Origin of the sequence: Streptomyces sp. NPDC088350 (genome assembly GCF_044753545.1) — a bacterium.
Classification (GTDB): domain Bacteria; phylum Actinomycetota; class Actinomycetes; order Streptomycetales; family Streptomycetaceae; genus Streptomyces.
This window is the reverse complement of record NZ_JBIVNL010000011.1, coordinates 264,215-286,264: the sequence shown is the minus strand read 5'-3', so window position 1 is coordinate 286,264 and position 22,050 is coordinate 264,215. Positions and strand designations below refer to the sequence as shown.

General features: G+C 71.1%; 19 protein-coding genes. 16 read left to right on the top strand and 3 right to left on the bottom strand.

Annotated features, from left to right (window positions below; all coding sequences use genetic code 11):
• Positions 1-81 precede the first annotated feature (81 nt).
• The 3 genes from ACIQBL_RS35475 to ACIQBL_RS35465 all read left to right on the top strand — a co-directional run bounded on the left by ACIQBL_RS35475 (position 82) and on the right by ACIQBL_RS35465 (position 5,825).
• Positions 82-1,089 carry a methionine synthase gene (locus ACIQBL_RS35475; protein ID WP_401949405.1) on the top strand — a complete coding sequence of 336 codons (1,008 nt, stop codon included), beginning with the start codon at positions 82-84 and terminating at the stop codon, positions 1,087-1,089.
• Between the two features lie 15 nt (positions 1,090-1,104).
• Entirely contained in the window at positions 1,105-3,297 is a 2,193-nt protein-coding gene (gene ligA, locus ACIQBL_RS35470) for an NAD-dependent DNA ligase LigA (RefSeq protein WP_401949403.1), read from the top strand.
• Positions 3,298-3,566: 269 nt separating this feature from the next.
• Positions 3,567-5,825, top strand: a complete 2,259-nt coding sequence (locus tag ACIQBL_RS35465) for a putative bifunctional diguanylate cyclase/phosphodiesterase (protein WP_401949401.1) — start codon at positions 3,567-3,569, stop codon at positions 5,823-5,825.
• A gap of 119 nt (positions 5,826-5,944) precedes the next feature.
• Here ACIQBL_RS35465 and ACIQBL_RS35460 read toward each other — a convergent pair whose 3' ends face one another.
• The gene (locus tag ACIQBL_RS35460) at positions 5,945-6,529 is read right to left on the bottom strand and encodes a TetR/AcrR family transcriptional regulator (RefSeq protein ID WP_401949398.1); all 585 of its coding nucleotides are present in this window, start codon (positions 6,527-6,529) and stop codon (positions 5,945-5,947) included.
• 97 nt (positions 6,530-6,626) lie between these two features.
• On the opposite strand from ACIQBL_RS35460, the gene ACIQBL_RS35455 reads away from it, so the two are divergent.
• The 12 genes from ACIQBL_RS35455 to ACIQBL_RS35400 all read left to right on the top strand — a co-directional run bounded on the left by ACIQBL_RS35455 (position 6,627) and on the right by ACIQBL_RS35400 (position 18,542).
• On the top strand, positions 6,627-6,998 hold the full coding sequence (locus tag ACIQBL_RS35455) for a DUF4267 domain-containing protein (protein WP_401949396.1): 372 nt from the start codon (positions 6,627-6,629) through the stop codon (positions 6,996-6,998).
• 104 nt (positions 6,999-7,102) lie between these two features.
• Complete coding sequence (gene gatC, locus ACIQBL_RS35450; RefSeq protein ID WP_007384860.1) at positions 7,103-7,399, top strand: Asp-tRNA(Asn)/Glu-tRNA(Gln) amidotransferase subunit GatC; 297 nt, start codon at positions 7,103-7,105, stop codon at positions 7,397-7,399.
• A gap of 5 nt (positions 7,400-7,404) precedes the next feature.
• A complete protein-coding gene (gene gatA / locus ACIQBL_RS35445) occupies positions 7,405-8,907 on the top strand; it encodes an Asp-tRNA(Asn)/Glu-tRNA(Gln) amidotransferase subunit GatA (protein ID WP_401949393.1) in 1,503 nt (500 codons plus the stop codon).
• Positions 8,904-9,146, top strand: coding sequence for a hypothetical protein (locus tag ACIQBL_RS35440; protein WP_401949390.1), 243 nt, complete (start codon positions 8,904-8,906; stop codon positions 9,144-9,146). The genes gatA and ACIQBL_RS35440 overlap by 4 nt, the downstream gene beginning before the upstream one ends.
• Before the next feature lie 15 nt (positions 9,147-9,161).
• Complete coding sequence (gene gatB, locus ACIQBL_RS35435; protein WP_401949388.1) at positions 9,162-10,676, top strand: Asp-tRNA(Asn)/Glu-tRNA(Gln) amidotransferase subunit GatB; 1,515 nt, start codon at positions 9,162-9,164, stop codon at positions 10,674-10,676.
• Positions 10,677-10,855: 179 nt separating this feature from the next.
• Positions 10,856-11,146, top strand: a complete 291-nt coding sequence (locus ACIQBL_RS35430; RefSeq protein WP_401949386.1) for a hypothetical protein — start codon at positions 10,856-10,858, stop codon at positions 11,144-11,146.
• Between the two features lie 203 nt (positions 11,147-11,349).
• Positions 11,350-13,593 (top strand): MMPL family transporter, encoded by a 2,244-nt coding sequence (locus ACIQBL_RS35425; RefSeq protein WP_401949383.1) that lies wholly within the window; start codon positions 11,350-11,352, stop codon positions 13,591-13,593.
• Positions 13,571-14,146 carry a GNAT family N-acetyltransferase gene (locus ACIQBL_RS35420; RefSeq protein ID WP_401949380.1) on the top strand — a complete coding sequence of 192 codons (576 nt, stop codon included), beginning with the start codon at positions 13,571-13,573 and terminating at the stop codon, positions 14,144-14,146. The genes ACIQBL_RS35425 and ACIQBL_RS35420 overlap by 23 nt, the downstream gene beginning before the upstream one ends.
• A 35-nt stretch (positions 14,147-14,181) precedes the next feature.
• Positions 14,182-14,778 (top strand): hypothetical protein, encoded by a 597-nt coding sequence (locus tag ACIQBL_RS35415; protein WP_401949377.1) that lies wholly within the window; start codon positions 14,182-14,184, stop codon positions 14,776-14,778.
• A 197-nt stretch (positions 14,779-14,975) separates the two neighbouring features.
• A complete protein-coding gene (locus tag ACIQBL_RS35410) occupies positions 14,976-15,161 on the top strand; it encodes a hypothetical protein (protein WP_401949374.1) in 186 nt (61 codons plus the stop codon).
• A gap of 56 nt (positions 15,162-15,217) precedes the next feature.
• Entirely contained in the window at positions 15,218-18,283 is a 3,066-nt protein-coding gene (locus ACIQBL_RS35405; RefSeq protein WP_401949371.1) for an AAA family ATPase, read from the top strand.
• A gap of 37 nt (positions 18,284-18,320) precedes the next feature.
• Positions 18,321-18,542 (top strand): DUF6191 domain-containing protein, encoded by a 222-nt coding sequence (locus ACIQBL_RS35400; RefSeq protein ID WP_401949368.1) that lies wholly within the window; start codon positions 18,321-18,323, stop codon positions 18,540-18,542.
• Here ACIQBL_RS35400 and ACIQBL_RS35395 read toward each other — a convergent pair.
• Positions 18,499-19,656 (bottom strand): PQQ-dependent sugar dehydrogenase, encoded by a 1,158-nt coding sequence (locus ACIQBL_RS35395; protein WP_401949627.1) that lies wholly within the window; start codon positions 19,654-19,656, stop codon positions 18,499-18,501. The genes ACIQBL_RS35400 and ACIQBL_RS35395 overlap by 44 nt on opposite strands.
• 158 nt (positions 19,657-19,814) lie before the next feature.
• Entirely contained in the window at positions 19,815-20,813 is a 999-nt protein-coding gene (locus ACIQBL_RS35390; RefSeq protein WP_401949625.1) for an aldo/keto reductase, read from the bottom strand.
• A gap of 76 nt (positions 20,814-20,889) precedes the next feature.
• On the opposite strand from ACIQBL_RS35390, the gene ACIQBL_RS35385 reads away from it, so the two are divergent.
• Positions 20,890-21,849 (top strand): 2-hydroxyacid dehydrogenase, encoded by a 960-nt coding sequence (locus tag ACIQBL_RS35385; RefSeq protein ID WP_401949366.1) that lies wholly within the window; start codon positions 20,890-20,892, stop codon positions 21,847-21,849.
• Positions 21,850-22,050 lie beyond the last annotated feature (201 nt).

Sequence of the window (22,050 nt, the reverse complement as noted above, 5' to 3'; positions counted from 1 at the left end):
GTGGGTGGGCAAAGGCCGGGGGTCTGGGGGCGGAGCCCCCAGGGGCGGTGCGCGTGCCCCAGGGTTCCGTAGGCTGCCCGGGTGAGCAACAAACCTACGTTCAGCTTCGGCGCAGCCACCGGCATCGGTTCCCTGCCCGGCACCGACGCCCGTGAGGCCGCGAAGACCGCGACCGGGGCCTTCGAGGACTTCCCGTTCCTGCCCGAGCTGCCCGCCCGGGGACCCGGCGCGGACATGATCGGGCGGACCGCCGGGCTGCTCGTCGAGGTGTACGCGCGTGTGGAGCCCAGCGGGTGGCGGATCGGGGACCGGCCGGGGCGGGACACGAAGCGGGCGTGGGCGTGGCTGGGGGAGGACCTCGACGCCTTCGAGGAGTTCACGCAGGGGTACGAGGGCCCGCTCAAGGTGCAGGCCGTGGGGCCCTGGACCCTCGCCGCCAATCTGGAGTTGAGGAACGGCGAGGCCGTGCTCTCCGACCTCGGCGCCTGCCGGGACCTCGCCGGCTCGCTCGCCGAGGGCCTGCGCAACCATCTCGACGACGTCCAGCGCCGCGTCCCGGGCGCCCAGATCGTGCTGCAACTCGACGAGCCGTCCCTCATCGCCGTCCTGCGCGGACACATCAGGTCCGCCAGCGGCTACCGCACGCACCGCGCCGTCGACCGCCAACTCGTCGAGGGCACGCTCCGCGAGGTCGTCGGGGTGCACGAGCGCGGCCCGGTCGTCGTGCACTCCTGCGCGCCGGACGTGCCGTTCGCCCTGTTGCGCCGGGCGGGCGCCACCGGGGTCTCCTTCGACTTCTCGCTCCTCACCGAGCGTGACGACGACGTGATCGGTGAGGCGGTCGAGGCCGGTACCCGGCTGTTCGCCGGTGTCGTGCCGGGCACGGACACCGCATTGTCAGACCCTGCCGGTAGCGTCATGGGTGTCAGGACGCTGTGGCGCAGGCTGGGGCTGCGACCGGGACTTCTCGCGGAGGCGGTCACGCTCACCCCGGCGTGCGGACTCGCGGGGGCCTCCCCCGAGTACGCGCGCCATGCGCTCGCCCACTGCGTCCGGGCGGCGAGATCCCTCGCGGACAACCCTGAGTGACGGAAGGACAACACGGTGGCCGGCGACAGGCAGGCGGAGACGACGGTGCCCGCAGAGGCACGGGAGAAGCACGCGCAGCTCGCTGAGCAGATCGAGGAGCACCGCTTCCGTTACTACGTGAACGACGCCCCGGTCGTCAGCGACGCGGAGTTCGACAAGCTCCTGCGCACCCTGGAGGCGCTGGAGGAGCAGTATCCCGAGCTGCGCACGCCCGACTCCCCGACGCAGAAGGTCGCGGGGGCGTACGAGACGGAGTTCACCTCCGTCGTCCACCGCTCGCGGATGCTGTCCCTGGACAACGCCTTCGACGACCTGGAGCTGGCGGCCTGGGCCGAGCGCGTCCACAAGGACGTCGGCACCTCCGCATACCACTTCCTGTGCGAGCTGAAGGTCGACGGGCTCGCCGTCAACCTGACGTATGAGCAGGGCCGCCTCACGCGCGCGGCGACCCGCGGCGACGGTCGTACGGGCGAGGACATCACGCCCAACGTCCGCACGATCGCCGAGATCCCGGACCGGCTGACCGGCGACCGGGTGCCCGACCTCGTGGAGATCCGCGGTGAGGTCTACTTCCCGATGGAGAAGTTCGAGGAGCTGAACGCCCGTCTGGTCGAGGCCGGTGACAAGCCCTTCGCCAACCCCCGTAACGCGGCGGCCGGTTCACTCCGCCAGAAGGACCCGCGCGTCACCGCGAGCCGGCCCCTGCACATGGTCGTCCACGGCATCGGCGCCCTGGAGGGCTTCGACGCGCTCACCCGTCTCTCCGAGGCGTACGCCCTGCTGAAGACCTGGGGCCTGCCGACCTCCCCGCACAACAAGGTGGTCGACGACCTCGACGGCGTACGGGAGTTCATCCGGTACTTCGGCGAGAACCGCCACTCCGTGGAGCACGAGATCGACGGCGTGGTCGTCAAGCTCGACGAGATCCCCCTCCAGGGGCGGCTCGGCTCCACCTCCCGCGCCCCGCGCTGGGCGATCGCGTGGAAGTACGCGCCCGAGGAGGTCAACACCAAGCTCGTCAACATCCGCGTGGGCGTGGGCCGTACGGGCCGGGTCACGCCGTACGCGCAGGTCGAGCCGGTGACGGTGGCGGGCTCGGAGGTCGAGTTCGCGACGCTGCACAACCAGGAGGTCGTCAAGGCCAAGGGCGTCCTCATCGGGGACACGGTGGTGCTGCGCAAGGCCGGTGACGTCATCCCGGAGATCCTCGGCCCGGTCGCCGACCTGCGCGACGGCAGCGAGCGGGAGTTCGTGATGCCGGCCGAGTGCCCCGAGTGCGGTACGCCGCTGCGGCCGATGAAGGAGGGCGACATCGACCTCCGCTGCCCGAACGCCCGTACCTGCCCCGCCCAGTTGAGGGAGCGGCTCTTCTATCTCGCGGGCCGCAAGGCGCTGGACATCGACCACTTCGGCTATGTCTCGGCGGCGGCCCTCACCAAGCCGCTGGAGCCGGCGGACCCGCCGCTGAAGGACGAGGGCGACCTGTTCGGCCTCACCATCGAGCAGCTGCTGCCCATCAAGGCGTACGTCCTCGACCAGGACAGCGGGCTGCCCAAGCGCGACCCGAAGACCGGCGAGGAGAAGATCGCCACGGTCTTCGCCAACCAGCAGGGCGAGCCGAAGAAGAACGCCCTCGCGATGCTGGAGACCATCGCCGCGGCCAAGGACAGCCCACTCGCCCGCGTCCTCACCGGCCTGTCGATCCGTCATGTCGGCCCGGTCGCGGCCGAGGCGCTGGCCCGCGAGTTCCGCTCGATCGAGCGTATCGAGCAGGCCGACGAGGTGGAGTTGGCGAACACCGACGGGGTCGGCCCGATCATCGCCGCCTCGCTCAAGGAGTGGTTCGCCGAGGACTGGCACCAGGAGATCCTCCGCAAGTGGCGGGCCGCCGGGGTCCGGATGGAGGACGAGGGGTCCGGCGAGGACGAGGGCCCGCGCCCGCTCGAAGGGCTGACCGTGGTCGTCACCGGCACACTCGAACACTTCACGCGGGACGGCGCCAAGGACGCCCTGCAGAGCCGGGGAGCGAAAGTGACCGGTTCTGTTTCGAAGAAGACCTCTTTCGTTGTCGTAGGTGACAATCCTGGTTCGAAGTACGACAAGGCGATGCAGGTCAAGGTGCCTGTTCTGAACGAGGACGGCTTCACCGTCCTGTTGGAACAGGGGCCCGAGGCGGCCGCCGAAGTCGCGCTTCCGGTCGAGGAGTAGCGAGGAGCGGCGGTTGAAGGCCACCCGATCGGCGCATACCAGATGCATACGGGTGGCAGGGTCGCATTCGGGCAACCGTCTACGACCGCTGCCCGTGGAAGCCTTCTGCGGCCTACTGTTGAGGTGTGCACCTGCCGTGCCCAGCTGCGGTTGGGGCAACCCCTGCTCTTGGAGAGCAAGGGGAAGGGTTTTCCAAACGCGGTGCCGTTGACGGAAGTCGGGCATCGGACCGCGTGGCGTGGGCACCGCCGGCTGTGAGAGGGACGGGAATGGAACCGACCGAGAGCGCCCCCCCGGACTCACTCCTGCGCCGGTTCACCGGCGCCTGGCGGGGGAGCCGTTGGGGTGCGCGCCCCGTGGAGCGTCCGGGCGCCCAGCCGCGCGCCACCGGACAGTACTCCACACCGGACGCGCGCCACGACGCACCGCTCACCCCGGACCACAGCTCCGGACTGCCGGGCGGTGAATCCGGACGGCACCTGACCTGGCCCGCGCTGCCCACGGCGGTCGTGGCCGCGGCCGGCTTCGTCCTCGGCGCCGGATTCTTCCGGGCGTTCACCGGCGGCCACGCGCTCTTCCCGTCCGGCACCGTCGGCTGGTCGCTCGCCGTCCTCACCGGCATCATCGTCGGCCACCTCGTCGCCCTCGGCCGTGCCCGCTGGTGGGGCGGCACCGGCTCGGGCGCCGCCCTCACCCTCGGCGTCCTGCTGCTCTACGGCTGGGTCGCCGCCGGCATGGTCAGCCTCACCGTCGTCGTCCTGGTCGGCATAGCCAGGCGCAACCGCTGGCGCCAGGGCGTACTGCACGGCGCGGTGGACATCCTCGGCATCGCCGCCGGAGCACTCGTGCTGGGCGCGTTCGGCCGGGTGCCGTCCGTCGAGAAACCGTGGAACCCGGACAGCTGGACGGTCTACACCGCCCCCGAAGTGGTGCTGGTCGCCCTCGCCTATCTCGCCGTGACCCGCACCCTGCTCTGGTACCTGCACGCCCCGCGCCACGGCGGACTGCCCACCGTCGCCCGCACCGCCCTGCTCAGACAGGGCCTCGTCGCGGTCGCCCTGCTCGGCATCGCCCCGCTGATCTGCGTGGTCGCCGTAGCGCAGCCGGTACTGCTGCCCCTCTTCTCCATCCCGCTGATCGCCCTCGACTCCACCCTGTGGATGGCCCGCGCCCGGGCCGAGGAGCAACTGCGCGACCCGCTCACCGGGCTGCCCAACCGTCAGTGGCTCCTGGAGCGCATCTGGACCGCCCTGGACGACGCCGAGCGCATCGGCGCCAAGGCCGCCCTCATGCTGATCGACCTCGACCGGTTCCGATCGGTCAACGACACGTTGGGTCATCTCGCCGGTGACAGGCTGCTGTTGCAGATAGCCGACCGGCTGCGGGTGGCGCTGCCGCGCGGGGCGGAGGCCGCGCGGCTCGGCGGTGACGAGTTCGCCGTCCTGCTGCCCGTCGCCGACTCCACGACGTCCGCGACCCGGGTCGCCCGCAACCTCGTCGTCGCGCTCAGCTCCCCGCTCGACCTCGACGGGCTCACGCTCGTCCTGGAGGCCAGCGCGGGCGTCGCCGTCTTCCCCGACCACGCCCTCGACGCCGAGGGACTGCTGCGCCGGGCGGACGTCGCGATGTACCAGGCGAAGCGGGACCGTACGGGCGTAGAGGTCTACGAGTCCAAGCGGGACTCCAACACCCCCGACCGGCTCGGACTCCTCGGCGATCTGCGCCGCGCGCTCGACGCGCACGAGGTACAGCTGCACTACCAGCCCAAGGTCCGCTTCGACGGCCAGGTCGCCGGCCTGGAGGCGCTGGTGCGGTGGGTGCATCCCGAGCGCGGGAAGGTGCCGCCGGACGAGTTCATAGCGATCGCCGAGTCGTCGGGGCTGATGCCCCACCTCACCGAGTACGTGCTCGACACGGCGCTCGCCCAGGTCGCCAGGTGGCGGGCCCAGGGGCTGTTCGTACCGGTCGCGGTGAACGTCTCCCCGCGCGATGTGCACACCCCCGGTTTCGCCGGCTCGGTCGCCGCGCGCCTCGCCCGGCACGGCGTCCCGGCGGGGTCGCTTCAGCTGGAGATAACCGAACACGTCCTCCTGGAGGACCCCCAGCGCGCCGCCGACACCCTCAACGGCCTGACCGGACACGGCGTGAAGATGTCCCTCGACGACTTCGGCACGGGGTACTCGTCCCTGGTGCATCTCCGGCGGCTGCCGGTCAGCGAGTTGAAGATCGACCGGTCGTTCGTGGCGCGGCTGGCGGTGGACAACGAGGACGCGGAGATTGTGCGCTGCACCGTTGATCTCGCGCATTCCCTGGGGTTGCTCGTCGTCGCGGAAGGTGTCGAGGACGACGAGACGTGGGAGCGGTTGCGGGATCTCGGGTGCGATGCGGTGCAGGGGTGGCTGGTTGCCGCGGCCATGCCGCCCGAGGACATGACTGCTTGGTTGCTGGCTCGGGGGTCTCGGGGGTGGCAGCGGCCTCGGGCGGCCTTGCCCGCGGCTGCGGCCGATGATCCGGGGCGGCTTGCCTGATATTGGCTGCGCCCATGGGGGAGGGGCTTCTGCCGGGTCGCGGCTGCCGGCCTGTTGTGGCTGGTCGCGCCCACGCGGCGGAGCCGCAAATCGATACAGCCCCGCGCCCCTTGGGCGCCTCAACTCACCCCTGCTGCGAAGTGGGCGATCAGCAGCGCCAGGCGCTGCTCGTGTGCGCCCTCCGGTAGGCGTCCGCTGCGCATCAATGTCACCAGGCCGTGCAGGCCCGCCCAATATGTCTCGGTGAGCAGGCCCGGGTCGTCGCCCTCGGCCGCGATCGGCTGGACGGCGCTGAACAGTTCCCCGAAGGCCGCCTGCAAGGGCGCCGGGGCCTCCGGGGTCGCGAACGGCAGGTCCACCATGTGGGTGAACATCGCGTCGTAGAGCGCGGGGCGGCGGCGGCCGAACGACGTGTACGTCTCGCCCACCGCGGTCAGCGCCTCCCGCGTGTCCTTCGCCGCCAGGCGCGCCGTGCGCATCTCGGCGGCGATCTCCGCGCAGCCCTCCACCGCGACCGCCGCCATGATGGCGCCCTTGTCCTTGAAGTGGCTGTAGAGCACCGGCTGGCTGTACTCGATCTCGGCGGCCAGCCGCCGTGTGGTCACCGCGTCCCAGCCCTCCGTCTCGGCCAGTTCCCGTGCGGCCGAGACGATCAGCAGCTCCCGCTCGGCCCGCTCGCGCTCCCGGCGCGTCTGAATCGTCATGGCCCGGATTCTAGCATCGCTAGCGTTCCTGTCGACGCTCTGCTAGCTTCGCTCCTGTTGCTAGCGCCGCTAGAAAAACGAAACGAGGAGAAGTGACGTGACCATCACCGCGTACACCCTGGCGATCGTGCTGGACCTGTTCTGCCTGTTCCTCGGCTACCGGTTCCTGTTCCAGCCCGGTCCCGCCGCCACCGGCTACGGCGTGCCGGCCGACCCGGCCGGCGACGCCCGCGCCTACCTCACGATCAAGGGCTCCAGGGACGGCACGCTCGGACTGATCGGCCTGGCTCTGCTGGCCTTCGCCGGGGCCCGGGCAGAGGCCTGGTTCATGCTCTGCGTGGCCGTCATACCGCTCGGCGACACCCTGATAGTGCTGCGCAACGGCGGCACGAAAGCCGTGGCCTACGGGATCCACTTCGCCACGGCGGTCGTCGTGCTCGTCAGCTCCGCACTGCTGTTTCTCGTCTGACGCGTCGCCCCCGGCGAGGCCGGGCGGAAACCGTTTAACGGCTACGGGCCCCCGCCCCATAGGATTGCGCCAAACCACACACACTCACCCCAGAGGAACGCCGCATGCCTGGCATCACGCGCGAGGAGGTCGCCCACCTCGCCCGGCTGGCGCGTCTGGAGCTGAAGCCCGAAGAGCTCGAACACTTCGCGGGACAGCTGGACGACATCATCGGCGCGGTCGCCCGCGTCAGCGAGGTCGCCGACCAAGACGTACCGCCGACCTCCCACCCGCTGCCGCTGACGAACGTCATGCGCGCGGACGAGGTCCGTCCCTCGCTCACCCCCGAGCAGGCGCTCTCCGGCGCCCCGGCCCAGGAGCAGCAGCGTTTCAAGGTGCCGCAGATCCTGGGGGAGGACTAATCACCATGACGGACCACAGCAGCATCATCCGGCTCACCGCCGCCGAGACCGCCGCGAACATCGCGTCCGGCGTGCTCACGGCCGTCGAGGTAACCGAGGCCCACCTCGCCCGTATCGAGGAGGTCGACGCGAAGGTGCACGCCTTCCTGCACGTCGACCGCGAGGGCGCGCTGGCCCAGGCCCGTGCCGTGGACGCCAAGCGGGAGCGCGGCGAGAAGCTCGGCCCGCTCGCCGGTGTACCGCTCGCCCTCAAGGACATCTTCACCACCGAGGGCATCCCGACCACCGTCGGCTCCAAGATCCTCGAAGGCTGGATCCCGCCGTACGACGCGACGGTCACCAAGCGGCTGAAGGCCGCCGACGTGGTCATCCTCGGCAAGACCAACATGGACGAGTTCGCCATGGGGTCCAGTACCGAGAACAGCGCCTATGGGCCTACCGGCAACCCGTGGGACCTCACCAAGATCCCCGGCGGCTCCGGCGGCGGTTCCTCCGCCGCGCTCGCCTCCTTCCAGGCGCCGCTCGCGATCGGCACCGACACCGGCGGCTCGATCCGCCAGCCGGCCGCCGTCACCGGCACGGTCGGCGTCAAGCCGACGTACGGCGCGGTCTCCCGCTACGGCATGGTCGCGTTCTCCTCCTCCCTCGACCAGGGCGGGCCCTGCGCGCGTACGGTCCTGGACGCGGCGCTGCTGCACGAGGTCATCGCCGGGCACGACCCGCTGGACTCGACCTCGATCGACGCCCCGGTCCCGCCGGTCGTCGAGGCCGCCCGCAACGGCAGTGTGCAGGGCATGCGCGTCGGTGTCGTGAAGCAGTTCCGCGGCGAGGGCTACCAGGCCGGTGTCATCCAGCGCTTCGACGAGGCCGTCGCCGTACTGAAGGAACTCGGCGCGGAGATCGTCGAGCTGGACTGCCCGTCCTTCGACCTCGCCCTGTCGGCGTACTACCTGATCGCGCCCTCCGAGTGTTCGTCGAACCTGGCCCGTTTCGACGGCCTGCGCTACGGCCTCCGTGCCGGCGACGACGGCACCCACTCGGCCGAAGAGGTCACCTCGATCACCCGTGAGGCGGGCTTCGGCCCCGAGGTGAAGCGCCGCATCATGCTCGGCACGTACGCCCTGTCGAGTGGCTACTACGACGCGTACTACGGCAGCGCCCAGAAGGTCCGGACGCTCATCACGCGCGACTTCGAGAAGTCGTTCGAGAGCGTCGACGTGATCGTGTCGCCGACGACGCCGACCACCGCCTTCCCGATCGGCGAGCGTGCCGACGACCCGATGGCGATGTACCTCGCGGACCTGTGCACCATCCCGACCAACCTGGCGGGCAACTCGGCCATGTCGCTGCCCTGCGGCCTCGCGCCCGAGGACGGCCTCCCGGTCGGGCTGCAGATCATCGCCCCGGCGCTGAAGGACGACCGCCTTTACAAGGTCGGCGCCGCCGTCGAGGCCGCCTTCGTGGAAAAGTGGGGCCACCCGCTGCTTGAGGAGGCACCGTCGCTGTGACCAACGCACTGTCGAAGGCCAAGGGCTTCAAGAAGTCCAAGTCCGGCACGTATGTGTCCATCGCCACCACCGCGTTCGGCGCGCTGGGTGTCGCCAAGCAGATCAAGAAGGCACGCACCGAGCACGACACGCTCCGTCTGATCGACGCCACGGTGTCCGCCGTCGCGATCGTCACCGGCCTCGCCATCCTGTACCGCGAGCTGAAGCGGCTGGGCGACGACGACGTCCTGCTGGGCTGAGAGGGAAAGTTCACCGTGACCACCACGACCGACCTGGAGTCGTACGAGGACGCGCTGGCGTCGTACGACCCCGTCATGGGCCTTGAGGTCCATGTCGAACTCGGCACCAAGACCAAGATGTTCTGCGGCTGTTCGACCGAACTGGGCGCCGAACCGAACTCGCAGACCTGCCCGACCTGCCTCGGCATGCCCGGCGCGCTCCCGGTCGTCAACGCGATCGGCGTCGAGTCCGCGATCAGGATCGGCCTCGCGCTGAACTGCGAGATCGCCGAGTGGTGCCGCTTCGCCCGGAAGAACTACTTCTATCCGGACATGCCGAAGAACTTCCAGACCTCCCAGTACGACGAGCCGATCGCCTTCAACGGCTATCTGGACGTCCAGTTGGAGGACGGCGAGACCTTCCGGGTGCAGATCGAACGCGCCCACATGGAGGAGGACACCGGCAAGTCGCTGCACGTCGGCGGCGCGACGGGCCGTATCCACGGCGCCTCGCACTCGCTGCTCGACTACAACCGCGCCGGCATCCCGCTCATCGAGATCGTCACCAAGCCGATCGAAGGCGCGGGTGAGCGCGCTCCCGAGGTCGCCAAGGCGTACGTCGCCGAGCTGCGCGAGCTGATCCGGGCGCTCGGTGTGTCGGAAGCCCGCATGGAGCAGGGGCAGATGCGCTGCGACGTCAACCTGTCGCTGCGCCCGCACGGCCGCGAGAAGTTCGGCACCCGCAGCGAGACGAAGAACGTCAACTCGCTGCGCTCCGTGGAGCGTGCCGCCCGCTACGAGATCCAGCGCCACGCCGCGGTGCTGAACTCCGGCGGCACGATCATCCAGGAGACCCGCCACTTCCACGAGGACACCGGGTCGACGACCTCGGGCCGCGTGAAGGAGGAGGCGGAGGACTACCGGTACTTCCCCGAGCCGGACCTGGTTCCCGTGGCCCCCTCGCGCGAGTGGGTCGAGGAGATCCGCGCCGGGCTGCCCGAGCAGCCGTTGGCCCGCCGCAACCGGCTGACCGAGGAGTGGGGGATCACCGCGTTCGACATGCAGTCGATCCTCAACGCCGGTGCCATCGACTCCATCGTCGCCACGATCGACGCCGGTGCGGACTCGGCCTCCGCGCGCAAGTGGTGGATGGGTGAACTCGCCCGCAGCGCCAACGAGTCCGGCAAGGCGCTCGACGAGCTGCCCATCACGCCGGAGCAGGTCGCCCGGGTCGCCGCGCTGGTGACCGCCGGTGACCTGAACGACAAGCTGGCCCGCCAGGTCATCGAGGGCGTCCTCGCCGGCGAGGGCACCCCGGACGAGGTCGTCGACAAGCGCGGCCTGAAGGTCGTCTCCGACGACGGCGCCCTCACCACCGCCGTCCAGGAGGCCATCGCCGGCAACCCGGGCATCGCCGACAAGATCCGCGGCGGCAAGGTCGCGGCGGCCGGCGCCCTGGTCGGCGCGGTCATGAAGGCCACCCGGGGCCAGGCCGACGCGGCCCGCGTCAAGGAGCTCATCCTGGAGCAGCTGGGCGTCAGCGAGGGCTGATACACCGTACGAAATCACCATCCCTGGGGATGCATCGGCTGAGATGCATCCCCAGGGATGGTCGGTGAACGGGCGCCTCCGGTTCTGCGTAGCTCCCTGTGGGAGAGCAACGAGATCGTGGAGGACGTCGGTTGGCCGCGCACCAGGTTTCTCAGGCGGAGGCGCTACCCTCGCCCGCCATGGACGGACGCGCAGATTCCGAGACACCGGAGTTCGATCCGGCACTGGACGCGGGGCGGGCCCGTTGGACGGCAGCGCTGACCGGTGCCGTACTGGCCCTCGCGGGTGTGGCCGCGGCGGTGCTCAGAGCGAGTGGTTCCGCGCCGGCCCTCTGCCCGGCCTCCTATGCCGTGGGCGCCGCCGTGTGTGCGTTCGCGTCGGTCCTGGGCTCCCGGGGGCGTACCAGACGCGCGTTGTGGCTGCTGGTCGTCGGCGCGATGGTGATGGCGCTGGGGGACCAGTTCGACTGAGCCGGGTGCCCTGACAGAGTTGCCGTTACTGTCCTGTGATCTGGCTCCCACTCCTGTGAATCAGGGCACGAACGCGCTGAACGATCACTTTCGGCTGCAAGAGTGGACCACATCTTGCTCATGCGTTCTTTGCGGGCTGTTCATCCCTTGAACCTGGATTCCCGGTCAAAGATCCACCCTTCGCCATCCCCGGGAGCACGTTCGTGGCAGCCCTTGCACGCTGGTGTGTTCGGCACCGCCTCGTCGCCGTCCTGCTGTGGCTCCTCGCGTTCGGCGGGGTCACCGCAGCCGCCGCCGTTGCCGGTTTGGTGTACTCGAACGACTACGAGGTCCCCGGCACCGAGTCGGGCCGCGCCACGCAGCTGCTCAGGGAGGGCTTCCCGGGCCTCGGCGGCGACAGCGACACCGTCGTCTGGCACACCTCGCCCGGCACCGTCCGCGCCGCCGACGTCGAACAGACCATGACCACCGCCCTGGACCGGATCGCGAACCTGTCCGGGATCGCCTCCGTCGTCAGTCCGTACGACGGACAGGGCGCGGGGCGGATCAGCGCCGACGGGCACACCGCGTACGCCACCGTCACCTTCGTGCACGCCGCCGAGGACATCGACAAGTCCGAGGCGCAGACGGTCGTCCGCGCCGCCAAGGCCGCCGAGACGGACGGGCTCCAGGTCGAGTCGGGCGGCAGCGCCATCGCGCTCACCGAGTCGTCGAGCGGGCACACCGCCGAGATCGTCGGGGTCGCCGTGGCCGCCCTCGTGCTGTTCCTCGCCTTCGGTTCGCTCGCCGCCTCGCTGCTGCCCATCGGCACCGCCCTGGTGAGCGTCGGCACCGCCTACGGGGCGATCGTGCTGCTCGGGCACGCCATGACCGTCGCCGACTTCGCGCCCATGCTCGGCATGCTGATCGGGCTGGGCGTCGGCATCGACTACGCCCTGTTCATCGTGACCCGGCACCGACGCGGGCTGAAACGCGGGCTGTCCGTCGCCGAGGCGGTCACCAACGCGGTCGTCACCACCGGGCGCGCGGTCGTCTTCGCGGGCGCCACCGTGTGCATCGCCCTGCTCGGGATGCTGATCCTGCGGCTCGGCTTCCTCAACGGGGTCGCGATCGCCGCCTCGTTGACCGTGGTGCTCACCGTCGCGGCCTCCGTGACGCTGCTCCCGGCCCTGCTGTCCTTCATCGGCCCCCGCGCCCTGAGCCGCCGCGAACGGCGCCGGCTGGCCGACCACGGGCCCCAGCCGGAGCTGCCCACCGGTCTCGCCGCCCGCTGGTCCGCGTTCGTCGAGCGCCACCCCAAACTGCTCGGCACCCTCGCCCTGGTCGTCATCACCGTCCTCGCCCTGCCCACCTTCGCGCTCCACCTGGGCACCTCCGACCAGGGCAACGACCCCCGGTCGTCCACCACCCGCCAGGCCTACGACCTCCTCGCGGACGGCTTCGGACCCGGCGTCAACGGCCCCCTCACCCTCGTCACCAAGATCGGCGGAGCCGAGGACAAGCTCATCCTCGACAACCTCGACGCCACCCTGCGCACCACCGAGGGCGTCGCCTCCGTGACCCCGGTGACCTACGACAGCGGAGGCTCCACCGGCTACTTCTCGGTCGTCCCCGACTCGGCGCCGCAGTCCCAGCGGACCAGCGACCTCGTCGACCGGCTGCGCACCGAGGTACTGCCCCGGGCCGAGACGGGCACCTCGCTCGACATCCACGTCGGCGGCGTGACGGCCAGCTACGACGACTTCGCCGCCGTCATCGTCGGCAAGCTCCCGCTGTTCGTCGGGGTCGTCATCTCGCTCGGCTGCGTCCTGCTGCTGCTCGCCTTCCGCTCGGTCGGCATCCCGCTCAAGGCCGCCGCGATGAACGTCGCCGCCGTGGCCGCCGCCTTCGGGGTCGTCGTCGCGATCTTCCAGTGGGGCTGGGGGAGCGAGTTCCTCGGCCTGGGACGCGCCGGGCCGATCGAACCCTTCCTCCCCGTGATCATGGTCTCGGTCCTCTTCGGGCTCTCCATGGACTACCAGGTCTTCCTCGTCAGCCGGATGTACGAGGAATGGCTGGAAACCGGCGACAACCGCCGGGCCGTCCGTGTCGGCCTCGCCGAGACCAGCCGCGTCATCAACTCGGCCGCCGTCATCATGATCTCGGTCTTCCTCGCCTTCGTGCTCAGCGGCGACCGCGTGATCGCCATGTTCGGCATCGCGCTCGCGTCCGCCGTCGCCCTGGACGCCTTCGTGCTGCGCACCCTCCTGGTCCCCGCCCTCATGCACCTGCTCGGCGGCGCCAACTGGTGGCTGCCCCGCGGCCTGGACCGCGTCCTGCCCCGCATCAGCATCGAGCCCCCCGAGTGCCGCGCCGCCCATGAGAGGCTGGCCGCCGCGACGGACGCCGAGGTGGCGGACGTCCTGGCGAAGGAGCGGGAACAGGATGTACGCGATATCCCTGGGTGACGACGGAGCCGAACTGCGTCCCCTGGAGACATGGCACGCCGAGGAGTTCCTCGCCCACCTGGAGCGCGGCCGGGAGTTCGTCGGCCGGTTCATCACCTTCGGCTCCAAGGCGACGGACGTCGAGTCCACGCGGGACATGCTCCAGCGCTACGCCGACCTGCGCGCCGCCGACAGCGCGTCCCTGCACGGCATCTGGCTGGACGGGAAGCTCGTGGGCGGGGTCCTCTTCCTGAACTTCCACGCCGACCAGGGCAACTGCGAGGTCGGCTGCTGGCTGGAACCCGCCGCCGCCGGGCGCGGACTGATCACCCGCGCGATGCGGATCCTCATCGACTTCGCGATCGAACAGCGCGGCATCCACCGTGTCGAATGGCATGCCGCCGCCGGCAATGAGAAGAGCCTGAATGTTGCCCGCCGCATGGGCATGACCAGGGACGCGATACTCCGCGAGTCCCACCCCCACGGGGGCGTACGGCACGACATCGAGGTGTGGTCCGTGCTCGCCCCCGAGTGGCGCGAGGCACGCGCGGGTGCGCGACACAGCGATCTTTAAGGAACTTCTCAGAAACCACCCCTACCGTGCGCACCATGGGTACCAAGACTGTTGACGAGGCCGCGAACGAGGCCACCGAGGTGAAGAGCGACGCGGAAACCGTCGATGTCACCAAGACCGACGAGGAAGTGACCACGGCGAAGGACGAGAACCAGGCTGCGGACGAGGCCGAGCACGAGGACGACCTCACCGAGGAGGAGTACGCCGCCGAGCTCGCGAAGCTGGAGGCGGAGGGCCCCTCCGGCGTCGGCCAGGGAGCCGCCGCCGTGGTCTCCGCCGCGCTCGGCTTCATCTCCCTCTCCGGCGGCTGGATCGGCACCGTCGCCGGCGCCCGCGCGCAGCTCAACGGTCAGCTCCACACCGCGTCCACCGCGAGCGTGGCCACGCAGATCAAGGAGGTCTACGGCACCTCCTGGCACGCCACCGCGATCTGGGCCGGTCTTTTCGCGCTCGTGGCCGCCCTCGTGGGTGTCGGCGCGCTCATCCGGCCCGCGTTCGGCACCCCGGGCAAGCCGCAGGCCACCTGGATCAAGTCGGTCGCCTGGGCGGGCGTCGTGCTCGGCGTCGTAGGCCTGCTGCTGGCCGTCCTCAAGTACACCGACGCCCTGCTCGCCCTGCCGTCCGCGAGCTGAGTCACCGCTGTTCACCAGGGGTCTCAGGTCATCCGTAAGCACCTTACGGATGACCTGAGACCCCTTACGCACGTCTAAGGCCCGCCCGGCCCCGCAAGATGCGGAACTCTCCCGATGTGGCGGACCCCCCTGGGAGACGAAGGTTGAGGCATCGCAGGAAGCGAAGCCCGAAACCCGCCTCTTCCAAGGGACTTGAGATGTACGAGTACGAACTCCACCAGATCCGTTCCGCCGAACTCCGCCGCCAGGCCGCCGACGAGCGCCTCGCCCGCGAGGCCGTCCGCAGCCGTCGCGCCGCCCGCCGCGAGCAGGCCCGGCAGGCCGCCGAGGGGGAGGTGCATACCGAGCGCCCGCGCAGGCACCTGTTCGCCCGCGCGTCGTGAACGGCTCCGCGGTCGCCCTCCCGAAAACGGGTGCCGCGTTGTCAGACCCGCGTGACATGCTCGGATCTGTGGAGACCAGGTCCGTCAGTCCCGTCTTCGTCGGCCGCGCCGACGAACTGGACACGCTGAACGACGCGCTCGCCCGCGCTGCCGCGGGCGAGCCGCAGGCGTTGCTGCTGGGCGGCGAGGCCGGCGTCGGCAAGACCCGGCTCGTCGAGGAGTTCGCCACCGCCGCCTGCCGCGGGGGCGCCGTCGTCGCCCTCGGCGGCTGTGTCGAGATCGGCGCGGACGGACTGCCCTTCGCCCCGTTCTCCACCGCCCTGCGCGCCCTGCGCCGCGAGCTGCCCGAGGAGCTGTCCGCGGCTGCCGCCGGCCAGGAGGAGGAACTCGCCCGGCTGCTCCCCGAGTTGGCGGAGACCCCCACCGACCGGCGGGCCCGCCGGCACGACGAGGAGGGCATGGCCCGCCTCTTCGAACTCACCGCGCGCCTCCTGGAGCGCGTCGCCGCCGACCGCACGGTCGTCGTCGCCCTGGAGGACCTGCACTGGGCCGACGCCTCCACCCGCCACCTCCTGGCCTACCTCTTCCGCACCCTGCGCACCGGCCGCCTGATCGTCCTCGCCACCTACCGCGCCGACGACATCCACCGCCGCCACCCGCTGCGCCCGCTGCTCGCCGAACTCGACCGGCTCCGCACGGTCCGCCGGATCGAACTGGGCCGCTTCAACCGGCAGGAGGTGGGCCGCCAGATCGCCGGCATCCGGGCCGCGGAACCGGACCCCGCCCAGGTGGACGAGATCTTCGAACGCTCCGACGGCAACGCCTTCTTCGTCGAGGAACTGGCCGTGGCCGCCCACGACGGCTGCCGCACCAGCCTCACCGACACCCTGCGCGACCTGCTCCTGGTCCGCGTCGAGTCACTGCCCGAGAGCGCCCAGCGGGTCGCCCGGATCGTCGCCGAGGGCGGTTCCACCGTCGAGTACCGACTGCTCGCCGCCGTCGCCCGGCTCGCCGAGGACGACCTCATCGAGGCGCTGCGGGCCGCCGTCGGCGCCAACATCCTCCAGGCCGCACCCGGAGGCGACGGCTACCGCTTCCGCCACTCCCTGGTCCGCGAGGCGGTCGGCGACGACCTGCTGCCCGGTGAGCGCTCCCGCCTCAACCGCCGCTACGCCGAAGCCCTGGAGGCCGACCCGACGCTCGTCCCCGCCGACCAGCGTGTCATGCGCCTGGCGAGCTACTGGTACCACGCCCACGACCCCGCCAAGGCCCTCCCCGCCGTCCTGGACGCCTCCGTGGCGGCCCGCGGCCGGCACGCCCACGCCGAGCAACTGCGGCTCCTGGAGCGGGCGATGGAGCTGTGGGACACCGTCCCCGACGCCGTACGGGCCGGCCTGCGCCCGGTGGACTACACCGAGGTGTATCCGCCCTGCGGCTGCGACCCCGAGACCACCCCCCTGCGCTACCTCGACCTGATGGCGGAGGCCGCCGTCGCCGGGCGGCTGAGCGGGGAGCGCGAGCGCGCCCTGAAGATCACCAAGCGGGCCCTGCACCTCCTGGAGGACGAGGGCGACCCGCTGCGGGCCGCCTGGTTCTGGGTGCAGCGCTCCCTCCTGGTCCAGGCCCAGGCGCGCGGCGACGGCTGGCCGGAACTGGCCGCCGCCCAGGAGCTGGTCCGCGGACTGCCGCCCTCCGAGGTGCACGCGGAGGTACTGGCCAAGGTCGCCGGCTGGTCCATGGTCCATGTGCCGGGACCCGACGCCTACGTGGCCGCCGAGCGCGCGGTCGAGTACGCGCGCATGGTGGGCGCCCGCGAGATCGAGATGGACGCCCGCCTCACCCTGGCCGGCCTCATGGTCGCCTCCGGCGACGTCGAGGCGGGCCTAGCCGAACTGGTCGAGGTGAACGAACGGACGGTCGCCGAGGGCATTTCCGTCGTCGCCGGCCGCAGCTATGTGAACCTCCCCTCCTCACTCCAGACGGTCGGCCGCTCCCGGGAAGCCGTGTCGATCATGGAGAAGGGGCTCGCCTTCGCCAAGAAGTTCGGCCAGTTCGACAAAGAGGCCTGGATCTGGGGAAACCTCGCCGAATCCCTCTTCACTTTGGGCCGCTGGGACGAGGCCGCCGAGGCGGCGACCAAGTCGGAGCGCGTGGGCCAGAGCGCCAAACCCCGAGGCTTCCACGCCCGGCTCCGCGCCGAACTCGCGCTCGCCCGGGGCGAGGTGGCCGAGGCCCGCCGCCAACTGGCCGCCGCCCGCGAGCACTTCGGCACGCATGACATCGCACCTCAGCACCATCTGCCCCTGGAGCGGATCGAACTCCAGGTCGCCGCCACCGAGGGCCGCTTCCTGGACGTGCGGGCCACACTCGAACTCGTCCTGGACTCCGGTTTCCGGCCCGGCACACAGTTCGAGGCCTGGCCCCTGCTGGTCACCGCGGCCGTCGCCGAGACCCAGGCCGTCGGCCTGCCCGTCGCCGACCCCGGCCGCCCCAAGATCCTCGACCGCATCCGGGAGGCCGCGAAGCCGGTCGCCACCAACGTCCCCGTCTGGCAGGCCCACGAACGCTGGCTCCGCGCCGAACTGCGGCACGCCGAGGGACGCTCCACCCCGGACGACTGGTCCGAGGTGGTCGCCGCCTTCGAACGCCTCGACCGCCCCTACGACCTCGCCCGCGTCCGGCACCGCCTCGCCGAAGCACTCCTCGCCGACTCCGACGGCGGCGGTGACAACGCGCGCGACCGCGCCACCGAACTGCTCCGCCTGGCCGGTGCCGTCGCCGGGCACCTCGGTGCCCGCCCGCTCGCCGACTCCGTCGCGCTGCTCGCCCAGCGGGCCCGGCTGACGCTCACCAGGGTCCCGGCGCCGAGAGCCGTCCCCGCCGACCCCGTCGAGGCGCTGGGCCTCACCAGCCGGGAGCGCGACGTCCTGCGCCTGGTCTCCGCCGGCCGCACCAACCGGCAGATCGCCGAGGAACTCTTCATCTCCCCGAAGACCGCGAGTGTCCATGTCTCGAACATCCTCGGCAAGCTCGGCGTCTCGGGCCGGGGAGAGGCCGCGGCCGTCGCCCACCGGCTGGAGCTGTTCCCGCCCGACCCGCTCACCGCGCGCTCGGCGCGATGAGTCGTACGCTGTAGGGGACCGGGCCAGGGGAGGCGCCGTGTTCAACATGTTCGAGGAACTGTTCTCACCGGGCCGCAAGCACACCGAGGACGAGCGCAACCGGCTGGAGATGACCAGGGTCGACGTCGCCGACGGAGACCCCGGGCGCGGGCCGATAGACCTGGAGTCCGGCAAGGTCGTCGTACGCCTGCCGGACCCCTCTGCCGACGCGTCCGCTAGGTCACCCGAAGCTCCAGAATCCGGTCGTCCCCCGGCTTAGGAGTGCCCCGGCCGTCCGTGTTGCTGGTCACCAGCCACAGCTTGCCGCCGCCGGCCGACACGACCGTGCGCAGGCGGCCGTACTCGCCGGTGAGGAAGGCCTGCGGGGCGGCCGACGCCTTGGTGCCGTTCAGCGGGATGCGCCACAGGCGCTGCCCCTTCAGCCCCGCCATCCAGATCGAGCCCTCGGCGTAGGCGATACCGCTGGGGGAGGCGTCGTCCGTGTGCCACTGGGCGATCGGATTGTGGTACTCGGGGTTGTCCGACCTGCCCTCGGCGACCGGCCAGCCGTAGTTGTCGCCGGGCTTGATCGCGTTCAGCTCGTCCCAGGTGTCCTGGCCGAACTCCGAGGCGAACAATCGCTGCTCGGCGTCCCAGGCGAGGCCCTGCACATTGCGGTGGCCGTAGGTGTACACCGGCGAGTCCGGGAACGGGTCGCCCGGCGCCGGGTCGCCCTCCGGGGTCAGCCGCAGGATCTTGCCGCCCAGGGACTTCTTGTCCTGCGCCAGACCCCGCCGGCCGCTCTCGCCCGTGCCCGCGTACAGCATCCCGTCGGGGCCGAAGGCGATCCGGCCGCCGTTGTGGATATAGCCCTTGGGGATGCCCTTGAAGACCGTGTCGGGCGCCCCGAGCTGTTCACCGGCGGGCTTCTTCTCGTCGTACAGCATGCGGACGATGCGGTTGTCCGAGTCCGAGGTGAAGTACGCGTAGATCATGTGGTCCGAGGCGTAGTCCGGCGAGAGCGCGATGCCGAGGAGGCCGCCCTCGCCGGCCGGGGACACCCCGGACACCGAGCCCAGCTCGGTCTTTTTACCGGTCTTCCCGGCGATCCGGGTGATGGTCCCGTCGTCGCGGGAGGAGACGAGGAGGTCCCCGTCGGGCAGCGGGGCGAGGCCCCAGGGGGTCTTCAGGCCCTCGGTGACCGTGCGCAGCACCTTCACCGTGCCCTTGGCGGGCGGGGTCCGCTCGGCGGCCTGTGCGGAGGAGGAGGTCCCCGTCGACGTACCGCTGCCGCCGGACGACGCGCTCGTGCCATTGTCCGGGGACCCTCCTCCGCCGTCGGAGGAGCAGCCGGCCGTCAGCAGGAGCGCGGTCACGGCCAGGGTGGCCGACACGACTCGACGTTGCACGATCAGGTCCCTTCGACGGGCGGGTTCTCAGGCGGTACGGCGGCGGGCTCTCCCGGGCCTGCCTTCTGGCTGGTTCTCCTTGTCATACACCGCTCGCGCCGCACGGGTTCCCGATCACCGCACTCCGACGCACGATCGAGCCGTCAGTCCCACGACCCCAGCGCCGCCGGCAGTCCCGCCACCTCCGTCAGGTCCTCCGCCGTCAGGCGCAGGCCCGCCGCCCCCGCGTTCTCCGTCACCCAGCGCTCCTGCTTGGTGCCCGGCACCGGCACCACGTGCGGGCCCTGCGCCAGCGCCCACGCCAGGGCCACCTGCGCGGGCGTGACGTCCTCGCCGTGCCGGCGGGCCACCCGGCGCAGGCCGGCGACGATGGGCTGGTTCGCGGCGGTCATCTCGGCGGTGAAGCGGGGGTGGCGGGCGCGGACGTCGTCCGGTTCGAAGCCCTCGCCCGGGGTGAGGGTGCCGGTGAGGAAGCCGTTGCCGAGGGGCATCGCCGCCAGGAAGCCGACCCCGCGCGCCGCGCACCACGGCAGCAGCGCGTCCAGCGCCTCCGTCGACCACACCGACAGCTCGGCCTGCACCGCTGTGACCGGGAACACCTGCTGTACGCGCTGGAGTTGGCGGATCGTTCCGTCATGCAGCCGCGCCCCGGGCCGGCGCGCGGCACGGGCACCGACCGCGCACACCCCCAACGCCCTTACTTTTCCGGCCTGTACGAGGTCCGCCATCGCGCCCCAGGTCTCCTCGACGGGGACCTCGGGGTCGGCGCGGTGCAGTTGGTAGAGGTCGATCACCTCGGTCTGGAGGCGGCGCAGCGAGGCGTCGCAGGCCCGTTTCACATAGCCGGGGCGGCCGTTGGCCACGATGTGCTGTTCGCCGACCAGCAGGCCGACCTTGGTCGACACGAACGCGTCCTGGCGCCGCTCCTTCAACACCCGCCCCAACAACAGCTCGTTGGTGAACGGGCCGTACATGTCGGCGGTGTCCAGAAGCGTCACGCCCAGATCGAGCGCCCGGTGCACGGCCCTGACCGACTCCTCGCCCCGTTGCCGCGACCCGCTGTACGCCCAACTCATCGGCATGCAGCCGAGTCCGACGGCCCCCACAGCGAGCGCCCCCGCACCGATCGTCCTGCGCTCCACCTGCTCGTGACCCTCCTTCTCCTGGCCCACAAACCTAACCTCTACGCGCGCGTGGCCTTGCCATAGCCTCCTGACCATGACTGTCGACGTATGGCTGCCCATCCCGCCGGACGAGATCGAAGGGCTCCCCGAGGGGCCCGACTACCTGTTCTGGGACGGGGGTGAGGACGGCGATCAGGAGTTCCCCGGTGATCCCGCGGACTGTGTCGTATACGTGGTGCCCTACATGAAGCGTCACCCCGTGAAGACGCGGCCCCTGGAGCACATGCGGAATCTCCAGGTCATCCAGACGCTGACGGCCGGCGTCGACGACATGACCGCGAGCCTCTCCGCCATCGTCCCGGGTGTGCGGCTGTGCAACGCGCGCGGAGTGCACGAGGCGAGCACCGCCGAGCTGGCGCTCGCGCTGACCCTCGCCTCGTTGCGCGGGATCCCGGGGTTCGTGCGGGCGCAGCAACAGGAGCGCTGGCAGGGGGACTTCCACCCGGCGCTCGCGGACCGGTCCGTCCTCGTCGTCGGCTACGGCGCCATCGGTTCCGCCATCGAGGACCGGCTCACTCCGTTCGAGCTCGCGCGGGTGGCGCGGGTGGCGCGCTCCGCGCGTACCACCGCGCGCGGGCCGGTGCATCCGCTCGCCGAACTGCCCGCCCTGCTCCCGGAAGCGGACGTCGTCATCCTGTCCACGCCCCTCGACGAGACCACCCGGCACCTGGTCGACGCCGAGTTCCTGGCCCGGATGAAGGACGGGGCGCTGCTGGTCAACGTGGCCCGCGGCCCCGTCGTCGACACCAAGGCGCTGCTCGCGGAGCTGGAAAGCGGCCGTATCACCGCCGCGTTGGACGTCACCGACCCCGAACCCCTGCCCCGGGGGCACCCGTTGTGGCAGGCGCCCGGCGTGCTGATCAGTCCCCATGTCGGCGGGCCCACTTCGGCGTTCCTGCCGCGTGCGAAGCGTCTGGTGGTGGAGCAGTTGGGGCGGTTTGTGAACCGGGAGCCGCTGCGCAACGTGATCCTTACGACGGGCCCAACGGGGTAGGCGCAGCAGGGGTGTCATCCGCTTCCGGTACCCTCCGCAACCTTCCGGAAGCGGTGCGTGCGCACATCTCCGCTGATCGTCACGGAGCGTAGAGGAACTATGTCCCTGAGTGACGAGACTGGTGTATCGTCCCGGCAGGGGCTGCGCCGCGCACCGTTCGGCGCCGGGGTTGGACATTTCAGACTGTGAGGGGGGCGACGG

Excerpts from the sequence above, each read along its gene's own strand:
- gatC (WP_007384860.1), top strand. The coding sequence starts at position 7,103 with ATGCCTGGCATCACGCGCGAGGAGGTCGCCCACCTCGCCCGGCTGGCG.
- ACIQBL_RS35430 (WP_401949386.1), top strand. The coding sequence starts at position 10,856 with ATGGACGGACGCGCAGATTCCGAGACACCGGAGTTCGATCCGGCACTG.
- ACIQBL_RS35465 (WP_401949401.1), top strand. The coding sequence starts at position 3,567 with ATGGAACCGACCGAGAGCGCCCCCCCGGACTCACTCCTGCGCCGGTTC.
- ACIQBL_RS35415 (WP_401949377.1), top strand. The coding sequence starts at position 14,182 with ATGGGTACCAAGACTGTTGACGAGGCCGCGAACGAGGCCACCGAGGTG.
- ACIQBL_RS35420 (WP_401949380.1), top strand. The coding sequence starts at position 13,571 with ATGTACGCGATATCCCTGGGTGACGACGGAGCCGAACTGCGTCCCCTG.
- ACIQBL_RS35460 (WP_401949398.1), bottom strand. The coding sequence starts at position 6,529 with ATGACGATTCAGACGCGCCGGGAGCGCGAGCGGGCCGAGCGGGAGCTG.
- ACIQBL_RS35410 (WP_401949374.1), top strand. The coding sequence starts at position 14,976 with ATGTACGAGTACGAACTCCACCAGATCCGTTCCGCCGAACTCCGCCGC.
- ACIQBL_RS35405 (WP_401949371.1), top strand. The coding sequence starts at position 15,218 with ATGCTCGGATCTGTGGAGACCAGGTCCGTCAGTCCCGTCTTCGTCGGC.
- gatA (WP_401949393.1), top strand. The coding sequence starts at position 7,405 with ATGACGGACCACAGCAGCATCATCCGGCTCACCGCCGCCGAGACCGCC.
- ACIQBL_RS35385 (WP_401949366.1), top strand. The coding sequence starts at position 20,890 with ATGACTGTCGACGTATGGCTGCCCATCCCGCCGGACGAGATCGAAGGG.